16 protein-coding genes are annotated in these 16866 nt (G+C 68.5%); 6 read left to right on the forward strand and 10 right to left on the reverse strand.

Annotated elements, in window-relative coordinates:
* Positions 1–235 precede the first annotated feature (235 nt).
* The 5 genes from ndk to NN4_RS05275 all read right to left on the reverse strand — a co-directional run bounded on the left by ndk (position 236) and on the right by NN4_RS05275 (position 5825).
* A complete protein-coding gene (gene ndk / locus NN4_RS05255; RefSeq protein WP_107654803.1) occupies positions 236–652 on the reverse strand; it encodes a nucleoside-diphosphate kinase in 417 nt (138 codons plus the stop codon).
* A gap of 147 nt (positions 653–799) precedes the next feature.
* A complete protein-coding gene (locus NN4_RS05260) occupies positions 800–1036 on the reverse strand; it encodes a hypothetical protein (RefSeq protein WP_147128827.1) in 237 nt (78 codons plus the stop codon).
* A gap of 183 nt (positions 1037–1219) precedes the next feature.
* Entirely contained in the window at positions 1220–1636 is a 417-nt protein-coding gene (locus NN4_RS05265) for a DUF4233 domain-containing protein (RefSeq protein ID WP_147128828.1), read from the reverse strand.
* Entirely contained in the window at positions 1633–3102 is a 1470-nt protein-coding gene (gene folC, locus NN4_RS05270) for a bifunctional tetrahydrofolate synthase/dihydrofolate synthase (protein WP_415842915.1), read from the reverse strand. Before folC ends, NN4_RS05265 begins: the two co-directional genes overlap by 4 nt.
* The gene (locus tag NN4_RS05275; RefSeq protein WP_147128829.1) at positions 3099–5825 is read right to left on the reverse strand and encodes a valine--tRNA ligase; all 2727 of its coding nucleotides are present in this window, start codon (positions 5823–5825) and stop codon (positions 3099–3101) included. The genes folC and NN4_RS05275 overlap by 4 nt, the downstream gene beginning before the upstream one ends.
* Before the next feature lie 172 nt (positions 5826–5997).
* Between NN4_RS05275 and NN4_RS05280 the strand changes: the two genes are divergently transcribed.
* Complete coding sequence (locus NN4_RS05280; RefSeq protein ID WP_246180718.1) at positions 5998–6312, forward strand: helix-turn-helix domain-containing protein; 315 nt, start codon at positions 5998–6000, stop codon at positions 6310–6312.
* 132 nt (positions 6313–6444) lie between these two features.
* Here the strand turns inward: NN4_RS05280 and NN4_RS05285 are convergent, their stop codons facing one another.
* Positions 6445–7368, reverse strand: coding sequence for an NAD(P)/FAD-dependent oxidoreductase (locus NN4_RS05285; protein ID WP_147128831.1), 924 nt, complete (start codon positions 7366–7368; stop codon positions 6445–6447).
* A gap of 164 nt (positions 7369–7532) precedes the next feature.
* Here NN4_RS05285 and NN4_RS05290 point away from each other — a divergent pair, with 164 nt between their 5' ends.
* Both NN4_RS05290 and NN4_RS05295 read left to right on the forward strand, forming a co-directional pair.
* A complete protein-coding gene (locus tag NN4_RS05290) occupies positions 7533–8126 on the forward strand; it encodes a helix-turn-helix domain-containing protein (RefSeq protein ID WP_147128832.1) in 594 nt (197 codons plus the stop codon).
* Between the two features lie 131 nt (positions 8127–8257).
* The gene (locus tag NN4_RS05295) at positions 8258–8932 is read left to right on the forward strand and encodes an AAA family ATPase (RefSeq protein ID WP_246180719.1); all 675 of its coding nucleotides are present in this window, start codon (positions 8258–8260) and stop codon (positions 8930–8932) included.
* A gap of 202 nt (positions 8933–9134) precedes the next feature.
* Here NN4_RS05295 and NN4_RS05300 read toward each other — a convergent pair whose 3' ends face one another.
* Both NN4_RS05300 and NN4_RS05305 read right to left on the reverse strand, forming a co-directional pair.
* Entirely contained in the window at positions 9135–10079 is a 945-nt protein-coding gene (locus NN4_RS05300) for a diacylglycerol kinase (RefSeq protein ID WP_147128833.1), read from the reverse strand.
* Positions 10076–11653: an FAD-binding oxidoreductase gene (locus NN4_RS05305; RefSeq protein ID WP_147128951.1), complete on the reverse strand. Its 1578-nt coding sequence runs from the start codon at positions 11651–11653 to the stop codon at positions 10076–10078. The genes NN4_RS05300 and NN4_RS05305 overlap by 4 nt, the downstream gene beginning before the upstream one ends.
* A gap of 138 nt (positions 11654–11791) precedes the next feature.
* Between NN4_RS05305 and NN4_RS05310 the strand changes: the two genes are divergently transcribed.
* Together NN4_RS05310 and NN4_RS05315 are read left to right on the forward strand one after the other, a co-directional pair.
* Positions 11792–12412, forward strand: coding sequence for a TetR/AcrR family transcriptional regulator (locus tag NN4_RS05310; RefSeq protein ID WP_147128834.1), 621 nt, complete (start codon positions 11792–11794; stop codon positions 12410–12412).
* Positions 12409–13959, forward strand: a complete 1551-nt coding sequence (locus tag NN4_RS05315; RefSeq protein WP_147128835.1) for a glycerol-3-phosphate dehydrogenase/oxidase — start codon at positions 12409–12411, stop codon at positions 13957–13959. The genes NN4_RS05310 and NN4_RS05315 overlap by 4 nt, the downstream gene beginning before the upstream one ends.
* Positions 13960–14004: 45 nt before the next feature.
* On the opposite strand, the gene NN4_RS05320 is transcribed toward NN4_RS05315, so the two are convergent.
* Together NN4_RS05320 and NN4_RS05325 are read right to left on the reverse strand one after the other, a co-directional pair.
* Positions 14005–14460: a GNAT family N-acetyltransferase gene (locus NN4_RS05320; RefSeq protein ID WP_107660132.1), complete on the reverse strand. Its 456-nt coding sequence runs from the start codon at positions 14458–14460 to the stop codon at positions 14005–14007.
* A 106-nt stretch (positions 14461–14566) separates the two neighbouring features.
* Positions 14567–15238 carry a TetR/AcrR family transcriptional regulator gene (locus tag NN4_RS05325; RefSeq protein ID WP_147128836.1) on the reverse strand — a complete coding sequence of 224 codons (672 nt, stop codon included), beginning with the start codon at positions 15236–15238 and terminating at the stop codon, positions 14567–14569.
* Between the two features lie 186 nt (positions 15239–15424).
* Between NN4_RS05325 and NN4_RS05330 the strand changes: the two genes are divergently transcribed.
* Positions 15425–16840: an MFS transporter gene (locus NN4_RS05330; RefSeq protein WP_222594989.1), complete on the forward strand. Its 1416-nt coding sequence runs from the start codon at positions 15425–15427 to the stop codon at positions 16838–16840.
* Positions 16841–16866 lie beyond the last annotated feature (26 nt).

Below are 16866 nucleotides of genomic sequence, written 5' to 3' on the forward strand. Positions count from 1 at the left end.
AGTTGTGAGCGCTCATCCAGCGTGCCGACGCGAACAACAAGCCCAGCGACCGGGCCTTTTGTCCGTGGCAGCGATGATCGGCATCGAACCGCGGTGTGTCATCCGGCTGCGATGGCCCCGATAGTCCACGTACCTGCGCGAACAGTCGGCATCAAAAGCAGCCGATGTCAGTATCCCATACCGAGCGCCGCGGTCTCACCGCGGCGCACGACCGAGTCCAACTCGCAAACTATTTTCAGGCGGGAAACTCCGGGAACCACAGAGCAATCTCGCGCTTGGCCGATTCGGGCGAATCGGACCCGTGTACCAGGTTCTCTTGCGTCTCCAGGGCGAAGTCTCCGCGAATGCTGCCGGGCACCGCCTTTTCGACCGGATCGGTGCCGCCGGCGAGCTGCCGGAACGCCGCGATCGCGCGCGGCCCCTCCAGGATGGCCGCGACAACCGGGCCGGAGGTGATGAATTCGATCAGGGAGCCGAAGAACGGCTTCTCGGCGTGCTCGGCGTAGTGGCCCTTGGCCAGGTCCTCGGACACATGCTTCAGCTCGAGGGCCGCGATCTTCAGGCCCTTGCGCTCGATTCGTACCAGCACCTCGCCGACGAGGCCACGGGCCACACCGTCCGGCTTGATGAGTACCAACGTCTGCTCAGTCACGGCGCACACTCTAACCGGCACCCCCGCCGGGTACCGAACCAGCGTTCGTCTGGGGGTGCGTGCGTCATGGTTCGAGGGGCACGACGGTGCCCCGCCACCGTGAACGGGGCGGGGCACCGAGGTTGGATCAGGGGGTTCCGGTGCAGGTCAGCAGAGGAAGTTGCTGCCCGTCGGCGGCCTGCCACCGATTCCACAGTCCGCGGAACCCGAGAGCGTCGACAGCAGCTTGGTCAGCCCGGTCGCGGAACCGGTGTCACTCGCACCGACCGGCGCGGCAGGCGCCGGCCCAGCGGGCTCCAGGCGCAGGCCCTGTTCGGCGGTCGCCTGTCCCGCTCCGATCAACGTGCCCACCGCGATCGCCCCGAGCACAACACTATTCGCCACAATCCGCTTCATAAGCACTACTCCTTCGCTAGCCGTACGGCGCCCTCTTCGGCGCCGTATCAGCGGCCACGGTAGGGAGTAGCGGTGCAGTCGGGCAGACCGAAGTTGTCTCGACCCCAAGACTTTCGACCCCGACGACAGGGGCAGCGCGCGGGCGCAACGGAAGGCCGGTGCAGATAAGAATCAGGAGGAACGCTGGATCCGCTGACTCGGCAGCAGGCCCTTCTCCATCCGCCCGCGGACATCCGCGCGCAGCACCAGGATGAACCCCCACACCACCGCGAACACCACGCCGATGATCCCGATCGACAGATGGATGAAGGTACCGAGCAGCACGAAAACCTGCAGCCCGAGGTTGAACGACATTGCCCACGACCGGCGCTGCAATCCGGCACCGAGGAACATCACCACGGCGAGCACCACCAGATACGTCCCCGAAGCCCAGGTCACTCCGCCGCCGACCGAGCCGACGACCGGCAGCGCCAGCAGCACCACGATCGCCTCGAGGATCAGCGTGCCCGCCATCACCCCGCGGAAGCCCTTCCACGGATCGGTCGCGGGTTCGGGCACCGAATCGGGTTGTGCGGTGGGCTCTGTCATGCGGGGTCCTTTCCGAACAGCGCGCGCGTCGCGCCCGCCGTCACTACGGAGCCGGTCACCACGACCCCGGCGCCGGACACCATCTCGCCGGACTCGCCGACTTCCTCGGCGATGGCGATCGCGGTCTCCAGCGCGTCCGGCAGCGTCGGCGCCGTGATCACCCGCTCGTCGCCGAAGCGCTGCACGGCGAGGTCGGCGAGCAGGTCGACGTCCATCGCGCGCGGCGAACCGTTGGCGGTGACGACGATTTCGTCGAGCACCGGTTCCAGCGCGGTGAGGATGCCGTCGGCGTCCTTGTCGGCGAGCACGGAGACCACACCGACCAGCTTGCGGAAGTCGAACTCCGCGGTCAACGTCGAGGCCAGCGCCTGCGCGCCCGCCGGGTTGTGTGCAGCGTCGATGAAGATGGTCGGCGCGCTGCGCATCCGCTCGAGCCGGCCCGGGCTGGTCACGCTCGCGAAACCCGCACGGACGGCCTCGATGTCGAGCTGGCGGTCGGCGCCGGCGCCGAAGAACGCCTCGACCGCCGCGAGCGCCAGCACCGCGTTGCGCGCCTGATGCTCGCCGTGCAGCGGCAGGAAGATCTCGTCGTACACCCCGCCGAGGCCTTGCAGTTCGAGCTGCTGGCCGCCGATCGCGATCTGCCGGGCCAGCACCCGGAACTCGCCGCCTTCCCGCGCCACCGCGGCGTCTACTTCGACGGCGCGGCGCAGCAGCACCTCCATCGCCTCGGGGTCCTGTTCGGCGATCACCGCGACGGTGTCGCGCGGAATCAGGCTCTCCGGCGCGCGTTTGATGATCCCGGCCTTCTCCCCCGCGATGGAGGTGAGATCGGTGCCGAGGTAGTCGGTATGGTCCATCCCGATCGGGGTGATCACCGCGACCTGCCCGTCGATCACGTTGGTGGCGTCCCAGGTCCCACCGAGACCCGTCTCCACGACGGCCACATCGACCGGCGCTTCGGCGAAGGCCGCGAACGCCATTCCGGTGAGCACCTCGAACTTGCTCATCTTCGGCCCGCCCACCTCGGCCGACTGCGCGTCGATCATCTCGATGAACGGTTGCAGCTCGCGGTAGGTCTCCACATACCTGGCCGGCGTGATCGGCGCGTTGTCGATGCTGATCCGCTCGGTGGCCAGCTGCAGGTGCGGGCTGGTGATCCGGCCGGTGCGCCGGTGCAGCGCGGTGAGCAGGGCGTCGATCATCCTCGTCACCGAGGTCTTGCCGTTGGTGCCCGCGACGTGGATCGCGGGGTAGCTCTGCTGCGGCGAGCCGAGCAGATCCATCAGCGTGGCGATGCGGGTGAGCGACGGTTCGATCTTGGTTTCCGGCCAGCGGGTGTCGAGTTCGGCCTCCACCAGCGCCATTTCGGCCAGCTCGACCGGGGACGGCCCGGAGCTCAGCCGCGGCCCGGCGGCCGGGTGCCGGAGCTCGTCGCCGTACTGGGGTTCGGGTTCGTGGTTCATTTGCCGCTCAGTTCCGCGAGCCGGGCACCGATGCGCGCCACCTCGGCGGCGGCGACTTCCTGGCGGTCTTTGATCTTCACGACCACCGGCTCCGGCGCCTTGGCGAGGAAGGCCTCGTTGCCGAGTTTGGCGGTGGTGCCCGCCAATTCCTTCTCGGCGGCGGCCAGGTCCTTCTCCAAGCGGCGGCGTTCGGCGTCCAGGTCGACCGCGCCGGAGGTGTCCAGCTCGACGGTGACGGTGGCACCGCTCAGCCGGACCTCGACGGTCGCGGTCGCCGCGAAGTCGGCGCCGGGCTCGGTGAGCCGGGCCAGGTTCGCCACGGAGTCGTGCAGTTCGGTGAGGCCGGCGGTGTCGAGGCCGATGAGCTTGGCCGCGACCTTCTGCTTGTCGGCCAGGCCCTGATCGCCCCGGAACCGGCGGATCTCGGTGATTAACCGCTGGGTGTCCGCGATGCGCTGCGCCGACACCTGATCGGTCGGCACACCGGAGGCCTGCGGCCAAGCGGCGATCACGAGGGACTCGCCGCCCGTCAACGCCTGCCACAGCGACTCGGTGACGAACGGGATGACCGGATGCAGCAGCCGCAGCACCGCGTCGAGCACGGTGCCGAGCACCAGCTGGGTGTTGTCGGCGCGGGCGCCTTCCTCGGCGAACTGCACCTTGGTCAATTCCAGGTACCAGTCACACAATTCGTCCCAGGCGAAGTGGTACAGCGCCTCGCAGGCCTTACCGAACTCGTAGCCGTCCAGCGCCGAATCCACCTCGGCGCGCACCTCTTCGAGCCGATCCAGGATCCAGCGGTCGGCGTCGGTGAGCTGGGCGCGGTCGGGCAGCGCACCCGTGCGCGCGCCGTTCATCAGCGCGAACTTGGTGGCGTTGAACAGTTTCGTGACGAAGCTGCGTGAGGCCAGCGCGTGCTGCTCGCCGACCGAGAGGTCGCCGCCGGGCTGCGCGCCGCGGGCCAGGGTGAATCGCAGTGCGTCGGCACCGTATTCGTTGATCCAGCTCAGCGGGTCGATGCCGTTGCCGCGCGACTTCGACATCTTCTTGCCGTACTGGTCGCGAATCAGGCCGTGCAGGAACACATCCTTGAACGGAACCTGCGACCCTTCCTTGCCGGCGGGCCCACCCGTCGCCCGACCACCACCCCCCACGGAATCGCTTCGCGATGCGGTTAACACGGCGTCGTTGCCGACGTAGGTACCGAACATCATCATCCGGGCCACCCAGAAGAACAGGATGTCGTACCCGGTGACGAGAACGCTTGTCGGATAGAACTTCTCGAGTTCCGCGGTGGCGTCGGGCCAGCCCATGGTGGAGAACGGCCACAGGCCCGAGGAGAACCAGGTGTCGAGCACGTCCGGGTCCTGCACGTAACCCTCGGGCGCGGTCTCGCCGGGGCCGACGCAGATGACGTCGCCCTCGGGGCCGTACCAGATCGGAATGCGGTGACCCCACCAGAGCTGCCGGGAGATGCACCAGTCGTGCATGTTGTCGACCCAGTCGAACCAGCGCGGCTCCGAGCTGGCGGGGTGAATCACGGTGTCGCCGTTGCGCACCGCGTCGCCCGCCGCCTTGGCCAGCGTGTCCACCTTGACCCACCACTGCATGGACAGGCGAGGCTCGATCGGCTCACCGCTGCGCTCGGAATGCCCCACGCTGTGCACGTACGGGCGCTTCTCGGCGACCACGCGGCCCTCTGCGGCCAACCGCTCACGCACCGCGACGCGGGCCTCGAACCGGTCCATGCCGTCGAATTCGGTTCCGGTGTCGATGATCCGGCCGCGCTCGTCCATGATGTTGGGCATCGGCAGGTTGTGCCGCAGCCCCATCTCGAAGTCGTTCGGGTCGTGCGCGGGGGTGATCTTCACTGCGCCGGAACCGAACTCGGGGTCGACGTAGTCGTCGGCGATGATCGGGATCTGCCGCCCGGTGATCGGGTGCTCCAGGGTGGTGCCGATCAGCGCGCGGTAACGCGGGTCCTCCGGGTGCACGGCCACCGCGGTGTCGCCGAGCATTGTCTCCACCCGGGTGGTGGCCACGATCACGTGCGGCTCGTTGTCGTCGAGCGAGCCGTAGCGCAGCGAGACGAGCTCGCCGTCGACGTCCTCGTACTTGACCTCGATATCGGAGATGGCGGTGCGCAGCGCGGGCGACCAATTGACCAGTCGCTCGGCGCGGTAGATCAGCCCGGCGTCGTAGAGCCGCTTGAAGATCGTCTGCACGGCCTGGGAGAGGCCGTCGTCCATGGTGAACCGGTCGCGGCTCCAGTCGACGCCGTCGCCGAGCGCGCGCATCTGCCACTGGATGGCGCCGCCGGACTCACGCTTCCAGTCCCACACCTTGTCGATGAACAGCTCGCGGCCGAAGTCTTCCTTGGTCTTGCCGTCGACGGCGAGCTGCTTCTCCACGATGGTCTGGGTGGCGATGCCCGCGTGGTCCATGCCCGGCAGCCACAGCACCTCGTAGCCCTGCATGCGCTTGCGGCGGGTGAGGGCGTCCATGATCGTGTGGTCGAGGGCGTGGCCCATGTGCAGGTTGCCGGTGACGTTCGGCGGGGGCAGCACGATCGAGTAGGGCGGCTTGTCGCTGGTGGCGTCGGCCTCGAAATAGCCAGCGGCTACCCAGCGCTCGTACATCGAGGCCTCTACCTCGCCGGGGTTCCAGCTCTTGGGGAGGGCATCGGCACGATTACGCGAATTGTCAGGGGCTGCGCTGGTCACCCGACGATTCTAGTGGTCGGGCTCAACCGTTTTCCGCAGGGTGCGGGGCGACGCCGGAATCAATCCCGTCGTGCGGCGATTCGGTGCGCGGTGGCGGCCGGACGGCGGCTGAGCCCGGTGGCTCGCGGCGCGGTGGACAGGCCGAGCCCCGGGTCATGTGAAACTTGCCGACGTGAGTGAGCTCGGCGAATTCCTGAGGGGCAAGCGCGCGTCGATCGCGCCGGAGCAAGTCGGTCTGCCGCCCGTCGGCAATCCACGCCGGGTAAGCGGGCTGCGTCGCGAAGAGGTCGCCCAGTTGGCCGGGCTGAGCGTCGATCAGTACACCCGGCTCGAGCTCGGCCGGGTGACCCACGTCTCGGACGAGGTGCTCGCCGGGATCGCGCGGGCCCTGCTGCTGACCGAGGAGGAAGTGTCCTGCCTGCGGCGACTGGGGTCGCGGCATCGGTTGCCGCACAACGAGACTGCCCAGGATCCGGACAAAAAGTAAGGCGGAGTCTTCGGTGGATGAGGGACACCGAAGACTCCGCCTACACCAGAAAGCTTACCGTCCCAGCTGGAAGGGTTCTCGAATCCATAAGCAATTCTCAGCTTCCGGCATTTTCTACCCCTGATCTCCGGATTAACCGGTCGAAACGGGCATCTGGGCGGCCGCTTGCGCCAGGTCGACGTTGATCGCGACGGCCGCCGAATAGCCCGCCGACGCCGCGCCGACGACCTGGGCAGCTGGGTTCGCGACATTGCCCGCCGCCCAGACGCCCGGCACGCTGGTCCGCCCGGACGGGTCGCCGACCACCCAGCCCTTCTCGTCGAACTCACAATCCAGGGCGTGCAGCAGGTCGGCATTGGGCACGAAGGTAGGGGCGACGAACACGGCCGAGCAGGGCACCGCGCGCCCGTCGACCAGTTCCACGCCGCGCAAGGTGCCGTCGATGACGAGTCGAGCGACCTCGCCCTCGACGATCCGAACGCCGCGCGCCGTGAGCTGGGCCCGATCGGTGTCGGACAACTCCATCGTGTGCTGGAACAAGGTCACCTCGGCCGACCACTGCGGCAGCACCAGAGCCAGATGCGGCACCCGCGGGTCGACACCGCCGAGCAGACCGAGCGGCCGATTGCGCACCTCGTATCCGTGGCAGTACGGGCAGTGCAGCACGTCGATGCCCCACCGCTCGCGCACGCCGGGCAGGTCAGGCAGCTCATCACGCAGTCCCGTGGCGACCAGGATGCGCCGTGCGGTAAGGATCCGTCCGCTTGCCAGTCGAACGGTGAAATCATCTCCGGTGTCGGGGTTTTCGACGCCGGTCACTAAATCATCGATCAGCTCACCGCCGTATCCGGCGACCTCCGCCGCGCCTCGCTCCAGCAGCTCACCCGGCGGCATGCCGTCTCGGGTGAGGAATCCGTGCATGTGTTCGGCGGGCGCGTTGCGTGGCGCACCACCTCGCACTACCGCCACCGTGCGCATGGACCTGGTCAGCACCAGCGCCGCGGACAGTCCCGCCGCACCCCCACCGACGACCACTACGTCATATTTTTCGCTCATGCCTCCGCCTCGCTGACGCTCGGCTCCGGCACGAGCGAATGCTCGGCTGTGTCCATTGTTCGCTCGCTCATCTAGCGATCACCTCCGCTGAAGAGGTTGCCGGTCTCGTCGCGATTACAGCAACTTATATTGCCGTTTCCGGGAATTCGAGGTGCACTGGAGTCATGCAGAACCAGCCGACCATCGCCGCCGCGCTCGCCGATATCGGTCCGCGGCTCAAGGCGGCGCGCACGCACCGCAATGTCACGCTGACGGCCTTGGCGGAGTCCACCGGGATCTCCAAGAGCACCCTGTCCCGGCTGGAGTCCGGGCAGCGCCGCGCCAGTCTGGAATTACTGTTGCCGATCGCGCTCGCTCTACAGGTGCCGCTGGACGAACTCGTCGCCGCACCGAGGATCGCCGACCCCCGCGTGCATGCTCCGGCACGAAAGGTTAACGGTATCACCGTGTTTCCGCTCACTCGCCAGCCGGGACCGTTGCAAGCCTTCAAGATGGTGATGCCCGCCGATCGCACCGAGCCGGAGCCGCGGGTGCACGAAGGGTATGAGTGGCTGTACGTACTGTCCGGTCGGCTACGGATGGTGCTCGGCGAGCACGACATCGTCCTCGGACCTGGCGAAGCCGCCGAATTCGATACCCGGCAACCACATTGGTTCGGTTCCACCGGCCGTGGTCCGGTCGAAATTCTCAGCCTCTTCGGGAGTCAGGGCGAGCGCATGCACGTCCGCGCGCGCAGCCGCGGCGGCCGATCGGAATAGTCACGATTCGACCGCGCCCGTATTGTCCGTTGTTGCGATATCGGCCGCGGATGCGGAGGCTGGAGGATGTGAGTGAAAAATCAGGGTTTTCCCCGTTGCCGGAACAAGTCCGGCTAGGGACTCTGGAAGAGGTGAACCCTCCGCTCGTCGTGCTGCCACCACACTCCCCCGAGGCGATATCGTCTTTCCTCGCACCGGATGCCGTGCACGATCTGCGCGGCCGGGTCATCGATGAATTGCAGTATCCGCCCATGGCGGCGCTGGTCGTCGCCGGGATACCGGGGGCGGGCAAGAGCACGGTGCTGCGCCGGTTCTTCGGCGCCACCACCGAGGCGGAAGACCCGTCCGGCGGGCCGGAAGGATCGCTCGTGCTGGACTCGCTGCAAGCCCGGAATCGGTTGCGGCACCGGCTCGGCTGGCTGCCGTATTCGCTGTGGCGGCCGGTCGTCCACGTTGTGCACTTCGCGGGAATTCGTAGGGCACTGCGGGATACGGAGGGACCGGTGGTCATCCACGACTGTGCCACCACCGGCTGGGCGCGGTGGATCATCGCCCTCTGGGCCGCGGGGTACGGCAGGGAGCTGCACGTGATCCTGCTCGATGTGCCCGCCGCCGAGGCCCGCGCCGGGCAACAGTCGCGCGGACGGCGGTCCAATCGAATGACCTTCGTACTGCACTGCTTTCGCTGGCGGCGGTTGATGCAGCGACTGCGGGCGGGTGGCGGTCTGCGGCCCGCGCCGGAGTCACTGGTGATCGTCGACCGGAGCAACATCAATCAGATGAACCGGGTCACCTTCGCCGCTTAGGAAGTTCGCTCGCGCCATCCGAAAGAACGCCCGCACCGGTTCGCGCCGTGACGCCTTTGCCACTGAACGATTCCGTCAAGTGCCGTAACCGCGCGGCGTGGGCTCGTCCGGGGTCCGCCGGAATCGGGCGCATCCAGCAGTCACCGGAACTGGTAGGCGTGAGCAGGTCCGGCGGATACTGAACCGGCCGGCGTGGGGCGCCTCAGGGAACCAGCACCGTGAGCGCGCCGGGTACAGCGCGGATGGTGATCGGCAACGTGCCCGCAGGTTCACCGTCGGCAGTCGCCGGAGCGCCGGGCGCGGTCAGGGTGATCTCGGCGGCGCGATACTGCTTGACCTCAGGGTGATTCTGCCGTTTACCTGCGGACAGCGCGGGCAGCAGCCGCAGCATTTCTACCCGGGACAGTCCGCCGACCACGGTGAGATCGAGCAGGCCGTCGTCCAGCACCGCGTCCGGGCAGATCAGCATGCCGCCGCCGTAGGTGCGGGTATTGCCGACCGCGACCATCACCGCATTGGTGGCCACTTCCGAACCCGTCCCCGGGTTCGTCAGCCCTTCGGTGACCGCGCCGGCCAGCTCGACCCGATAGGGCACGGTGAACCGGCCGGAGATCTCGGCCAGCGCGGCGACGGTGTAGCGCAGCCGTCCCCTCGGCCAGCGCATAGCGTTGGCGCGCAAAGTAACTCGGGCGTCGAATCCGGTGCCGGTGACGGTGACGAACCACATCGGCGCCGATCCCGGTGCGGACGGTTCGATCCGGCCGAGGTCGATGGTCCGGATCTTCCCGTCGGCCACCAGGTCGGCCGCGGCGGCCGGATCCTCGCTGGGCACGCCCAGTTCCCTGGCGAGATCGTTGCCGGTACCCGCCGGAACCATGCCGAGCGGAACACCCGTGTGTGCGACGGCGTCGAGGGTCACGTTGATCAGTCCGTCGCCGCCGATGCAGACCACCGCGTCGCCGTTGCCCTGCGCGATCGAGTCCCGCACCAGCCGAACGGTTTCGGCGGCCGACGGCGCGCGCACCTCGGCGATCTCGACCCCGCGTGCCCGCAACCGTGCCATTGCCGCATCCGCGACGTCGTGTCCCGCGCGCGGGTTGGTCACCACGGTGACCGCACGCACGGTTCGAATCGAATTCTGCGTCACGGGATCAGCTTTCCAGGATTGAGGATGCCCGCCGGGTCCAATTCGGCTTTCACCGCGCGCAATACGCGGACCCCGAGTTCGCCGACCTCGGCGGGTAGCCACGGGCGGTGGTCGGTGCCGACCGCGTGATGGTGGGTGATGGTGCCGCCGTTGGCCACGATCGCGTCGCCGACAGCCTGCTTTGCCGTGTGCCACTGCGCGATCGGATCATCGAGCTGCTTGGCGACCACGGTGAAGTACAGCGACGCACCGGTCGGGTAGGTGTGCGAGATGTGGCACATGACCAGCGGCGGGGTGCCCTGCCCGGTGAGCGAATCGGTCAGCGCGGCAGTCACCTTCGCCTTGAGCACACCGAGGTTCGCCCAGGTAGTCGCGGTCTCCAGCGTTTCGCACAGCACGCCGACGTCCAGCAGCGCATCGCGCATGTAGGGCGCGCCGAACCGACCTTGTTCCCATTCCCTGGCCGGAGTTTCGCCGAGCGCGGTGCCACCCGCCGCGGTGAGCAAGGCGCTCGCCTCGGCGCTGCGTGCCGCGACATGCGCCGCAGTGCCCTCGAAGGTGGTGATGGCCAGGCAGCCGGCGATCGCGTTGCCGCCGATATCGCTGGCGCGGGCCAGATTGACCCCGGTCTCGGCCTCATCGGACAGGCGAAGCACCGTCGGTGCGGCACCGGCCTGCACGACCGAACGCAGTGCGGCGGCGCCGGTTTCGAAGTCGGGGAACGACCACCCTTGGTAGGCGGTGGTTTCCGGCATGGGGTGGACGCGCACGGTGACCTCGGTGATCACGCCGAGCGCGCCTTCCGAGCCGACGAACAGCTCACGCAGGTCCGGGCCCGCCGCCGAGGCGGGCGGACGGCCGAGTTCCAGTGTGCCGGTGGGGGTGGCGATCTTCAGCCGCTGCACCATGTCGTCGAACCGCCCGTACCCCGCCGAGGCCTGCCCGGACGACCGGGTGGCGGCGAACCCGCCGATGCTGGCGAATTCGAAGCTCTGCGGGAAATGTCCGAGCGAAAGCCCTTGCGCCCGAAGCAGTTCCTCCGCGCGCGGGCCGGTGAGCCCGGCACCGAGGGTGGCCATGCCGCTGACCGGGTCGATATCGGACACCCCGTCGAGCCTGCGCAGGTCCATCGCGACCACGGTGTCGAAGCGGCCGCGCACCGGATCGACGCCGCCGACCACGCTGGTGCCGCCGCCGAACGGCACGACCGCGATGGCGTGCTCGGCGCAGTAGGCCAGCACGGCGAGCACCTGCTCGTGATCGGCGGGGAAGACGATGGCGTCCGGGGCGTCCTGCGGGCCCTCGGCACGGCGACGCAGTAGGTCAGGGGTGCTCTTGCCGCCGGCATGCCGCAAGCGGTCGCGGTGGTCGGTCGAGACATTGTCCGGGCCGACCACCTCGACCAACCCGTCTCGTCGGGTAGGCGTCAGCGCCGACTCTCGAAGTGGCACTTCGCCCTCATCGCGGCGCGCCACCGGGTCGCCGGACACTCCGAACACCTGCGTGAGGAGGCCCCGGATCTGTGCCGACAACGGCTTGTGTCCGGCCGGAATGCCCCAGGCATCCCAGACCATACTCGCCACGGCCTCGGCTGCGCCCGAGTTTTCTGCCGGAGCCGATGCGTCGCCGGGGTACTTCTGCGTCTCGACCATGCGTTACAGTTTGACATAGAATGTCAAGCAGTAACGAGCCGACCTCACCGAGGTGAACCTTTGACCGCTCCCGACGACCCGCTCTCCGCCATCGATCTCGCGATCCTCGATGCCGCCCGCCGCTGCGTGGCGGAGTTCGGCGTGCGCCGCACCACGCTCACCGAGGTGGCCCGGCGTGCGGGCGTCAGCAGGCCGACCGTCTACCGACGCTGGTCCGACACCGGGGCGCTGGTCGCCGAGCTGCTGGTCCGTGAGCTGCGCGCGATCGTCGACGCCACCATGCCCACCGGAGGGCCCGGCCGCACCCGGCTGGTCACCGGCATCGTCGCGGGAGCCGCGAAGGTTCGCTCGAACCCGTTGTTCGGCAAGATCTTCCGTGCCGACACCGACCTGATGCTCACCTATGTCTTCGGCCGCCTCGGCCGCAACCAGCGTGCTTTGATCGAGCTGTTCGCTGCGGGCATTCGAGACGGCCAGCAGGACGGGTCAATTCGCGAAGGCGACCCCGAGCAGCTGGCCACCATGCTCCTGCTGATCGCGCAATCCGCGGTCCAGTCGGCAGGCACGGTCGAACCACTACTCGCCGGAGCCGGCCTGGACACGGAGCTGTCCCACGCACTCGACGGCTATCTCGTGCCGGCCGATCGGCACGGCACCGACCTCGGAAAGGCACTGCGATGAACCGGAATTCGGTTGTCACCGGAGACTCGGCCCTGAACGCGGAACGCCGCGCCAGGGAGCTGCGGCAGCTCGGTGACGGGGGCGAGATCGACGTCCTGGTGATCGGCGGCGGCGTCACCGGTGCCGGCGCCGCACTCGACGCGGTGGCCCGCGGACTGCGCACCGTGCTGGTGGAGCGGCACGACCTCGCGTTCGGTACCAGCCGGTGGAGTTCGAAGCTGGTGCACGGCGGGTTGCGGTATCTGGCCAGCGGCCAGGTGGGCATCGCGCACGAAAGTGCCGTGGAGCGCGGCATTCTGATCCGCACCACGGCACCGCATCTCGTCCGCCCGCTGCCGCAGCTGGTGCCGCTGCTGCCCGGCATCGGAGCCGCGCAGAGCGCGCTGGTACGGGTGGGTTTCCTGGCGGGTGACGCGCTGCGCCGCGGCGCGGGCACCCCGGGCGCGATCCTGCCCCGTTCCCGCCGGGTCGCGGCCGCCGAGGCATTGCGGCTCGCACCGACCGTGCGCCGCGACGGGCTGCGCGGCGGCCTCCAGTCGTGGGACGGTCAGCTCGTCGACGACGCCCGCCTGGTGGTCGCCTTGGCGCGCACCGCGGCCGCGCACGGCGCGACGGTGCTGACCCGCGTGGAAGCGCTTGACGTGAACGGCAATTCGGCACGCCTCCGGGACACCCTGACCGGTGAGACCCTGTCCGTGCGCGCCCGCGCCGTCGTCAACGCCACCGGTGTGTGGGCCGACGAGGTCGATCCCAGCATCGAGTTGCGCCCGAGCCGCGGCACCCACCTGGTGTTCGACGCCGCGTCGTTCGGCGGGCTCACCGCCTCGCTGACCGTCCCGGTGCCGGGCAGCACCAGCCGTTTCGTCTTCGCCTTCCCCGCCGCGCACGGCCGGGTGTACCTGGGCCTGACCGACGAGGACGCCCCCGGCCCGGTCCCGGACGAGCCGAAACCCACCGAGTCCGAGATCGATTTCCTGCTCGACACCATCAACACCGCGCTCCGTGAACCGTTGACCCGTGCCGACATTCGCGGCACCTACGCGGGCCTGCGTCCGCTGCTGAAGACCGCCGACGACAGCACCGCCGACATCTCCCGCAAGCATGCGGTCCTGCACTCCCCCACCGGAGTCATCACCATCGTCGGCGGCAAACTCACCACCTACCGTCAGATGGCCGAGGACGTCATCGACGCGGCCGTCACCCGCGCCGGACTGACCGCGGGCCCCTGCCGCACCAAACGACTTCCGTTGGTAGGCGCGGTTTCCGGCGCCGCGCGCGATCGCGTCGACGCGCCCCCGGTGCTGATCGACCGCTACGGCAGCGAAGCAGCGACCGTGCTCGCCGCCACCCAGCACAATCCGGCACTGGCCCAACCGGTGGCGCCCGGGATAGACGTCACCGCAGCGGAATTCCACTTCGCCGTCACCCACGAGGGCGCACTCGACGCCGACGACCTGCTCGACCGCCGCACCAGGATCGGCCTGATCGCCGAAGACCGCACGGCCGCCACCCCGGCCGCGATGGCCGCGCTCGCGCCGGCCACCTAGGTCCGGTCGCCCACGGAGGCGCCGGATGGGACTTTGGCGACAGCCCTAGGTTTCCGAGACGGACCCGTCGAACGTCCACGAGTCGATATCGGCGCACATGGTGGCCCGCGGCCAACCGTCGAGGCCGTGGGCGGCTTCGGCGGCGCGGATGGCGTGCAGACCCGGTGTCTGCTCCTCTTCGGACAGGTAGCGGAAGCCGAGGCGCTCGTAGTACGGGCCGTTCCAGGCGACGTCGACGAAGGTGGTGAGGGTGATCGACTGCATGCCATGGTCTTTGGCCCAGAACACGGCGTGGTCGATGAGCTGCTTGCCGATCCGGCGGCCCCGGTGGTCGGGGTGCACCGACACCTGATCGATGTGCGCCATCTGGTCGACGACGCCGAGGACCAGGTAACCGATCGGGTGGTCGCCGTCGTCGGTCCAGACCCACGCGCGTCCGGCGCGCTGGAATTCGCGCAATGTTTCTAACGGCGGCGGTTCATCCTCCGCCACGGCTGTCATACCGATTTCCGCGAACGGTCTACCCGCTGCGATCTCGATATCCTGCAGGACTGGCAAGTCGTCCTCGGTCGCCGGTCGGATCACGGACACCTTCGCATCATAGAGATCAGGTGGCGGGCGTGGCGAGAATGCCCTCGATCAACACCCGAAGTGCCCAGCGGGCACGCTGGTCTCCCTCGCCCGACATCATGGTGTCTCCCAGGGCCACGATCATCGGATAGCGCTCGGCCGGCAGCGCGGCGAAGCGCTCGCGGACCTCGGCGAGGTGCGCCTCGGCACGCATCCCTTTGGTGTTGTAGGCGCTCTGTTCGGCGGCGACCGCGGTGATGTGCAGGAACAGCAGGTCGACAGCCCACGAGTTGGTGCGCTCGTCCACGCCGCCCGCAGCGAGCAGCGCCAGCATCCGGTCGATGAGCACGAGTGCGTTCGTCCCGGTCGGGATCGCCCCGAGTGCGACGAGCGCCAGTCCCTCGTGCCGGCTCATCGCTACGACCGCCGCCTCGACCAGGGCGAACAGTCGTTCACGCCAGGTGCCGTCGGTCGGTTCCTCGATCGTGCCGAGCACGTGGTCGAGCATGGCGGCCATCAGGTCGTCGCGGTTGGCGACGTAGACGTAGAGCGAGGCCGCGCCGGTGTCGAGTTCCTGGGCGACGCGGCGCATGGTCAGCGCGGCCTGGCCGTCCTGATCGAGAACGCGCAGGCCGGTTTCGATGATCACGTCGCGGCTGAGCGGCGCCTTCGCGGGGCGAGCTCGGCGGCTGAGAGGTGCTGGGTTCATGACCACGCCTCGCTCGGCCGTGCCGAAACCACCTGGTCGCTTTCCGCGCTCGCTCATGGCGTCGAGCATACGCGTTGAACGAACACTGTTTGACACGAACAGCGTTCGTTTCGTACTGTCGCCCTCAACGAACAACGTTCGTAACGATCGAAGTTCGATCCCGCTCCACCTCGAAGGAGGTGTCCCATGTCCATCCCCACCTTGTCCACAGCGGCAAATCCGCAGGTCAACAGCCGCATGTGGGCAATACTCGCCGTCATCCTCGCGGCAGACATTCTCGACCTGTTAGACGCGACGATCACCAACATCGCCGCGCCGACGATCGCTGCGGACCTGCGCGGCGGCCAGGGCTTGATCCAGTGGCTCGGCGCGAGTTACGCCCTCGCCCTCGGCGTGCTGCTCGTCGTCGGCGGCCGGCTCGGCGATCGCTTCGGTAAGCGCCGCCTGTTCCTGATCGGGCTCGCCGGGTTCACCGTCGCCTCGGTCGCCTGCGGCCTGGCCTTCGATCCGGTCTCGATCATCGTGGCCCGCCTGGTCCAAGGCGCGTTCGGCGCGCTGCTCATCCCGCAGGGCTTCGGCATCCTCACCGCGGTGTTCCCGCGCGAACAACTGGGCAAGGCGTTCAGCGTCTTCGGACCTGCCCTTGGCCTGTCCGCGGTGGGCGGGCCGATCCTGGCCGGCTTGCTGATCGACGCCGATCTGTTCGACCTCGGTTGGCGCGCCATGTTCCTGATCAATATCGGGCTGGGCGGTGCCGCGTTCGCCGCCGCTTACCGCCTGCTGCCGCCCGACACCGGTGACCGCTCCGTCGCCATCGACGGGCTCGGCGCGGGACTGCTCGGTGTCGCCATGTTCGGTGCGCTGTTCGGGCTCATCGACGGTGCGGCCAGCGGCTGGACCGTGCTGCCCCTTGGCTGTCTCGTCGGCGGTCTGATCTGCTTCGGCCTGTTCATTCGGCGTCAGCTGACCGCCGCGGAACCGCTGGTCCGGCCGACGCTGTTCCAGAACCGGGGCTTCACCTCGGGACTGCTGCTCGGACTCGTGTTCTTCGCCGCGGTGTCCGGATTGCTCTACGTGCTGTCGCTGTTCCTGCAAACCGGGCTCGGCTACAGCCCGACCGGTGCCGCGCTCGGTCTCGCGCCGCTGGCCGTGGGGATCGTGCTCGCCTCGATCGCGGCGCATCAGTTCATCGCCCGGCTCGGTCGCGACCTCATCTTGATCGGCTTGCTGATCACACTGGTGGGCATCGGCTTGCTGCTCGTGCTCGCACTGACCGCCGGAACAACGGTCGGCCCCTGGGCGCTTGCGGTGCCCGTCTTGATCCTCGGGCTCGGCATGGGGACCTGCTTCGGCACCGTCTACCAGGTCACCGTCGGTGATATCGAGCAGGCTGAAACCGGCAGTGCCAGTGGGTCTCTCACTGCCGTGCAACAACTCGCGAATGCCATCGGCGCGGCCGCCGTCACCACGGTGTACTTCCACACCGTTGGCTCGGGGCAGGCGCACGCATTGATCGTCAGCCTGGTGCTGGTTGCCGTCAGCACCGTCGTCTGCTGCGCATTGGTTCGGCTGATGCCACGCAACGCACCGGCCGTGCACTGACCCGCCGCTGTGCCTGTCCGCCAGCG

The sequence above is a fragment of the Nocardia ninae NBRC 108245 genome (assembly GCF_007990755.1).
In the GTDB taxonomy this organism is placed as follows: domain Bacteria; phylum Actinomycetota; class Actinomycetes; order Mycobacteriales; family Mycobacteriaceae; genus Nocardia; species Nocardia ninae.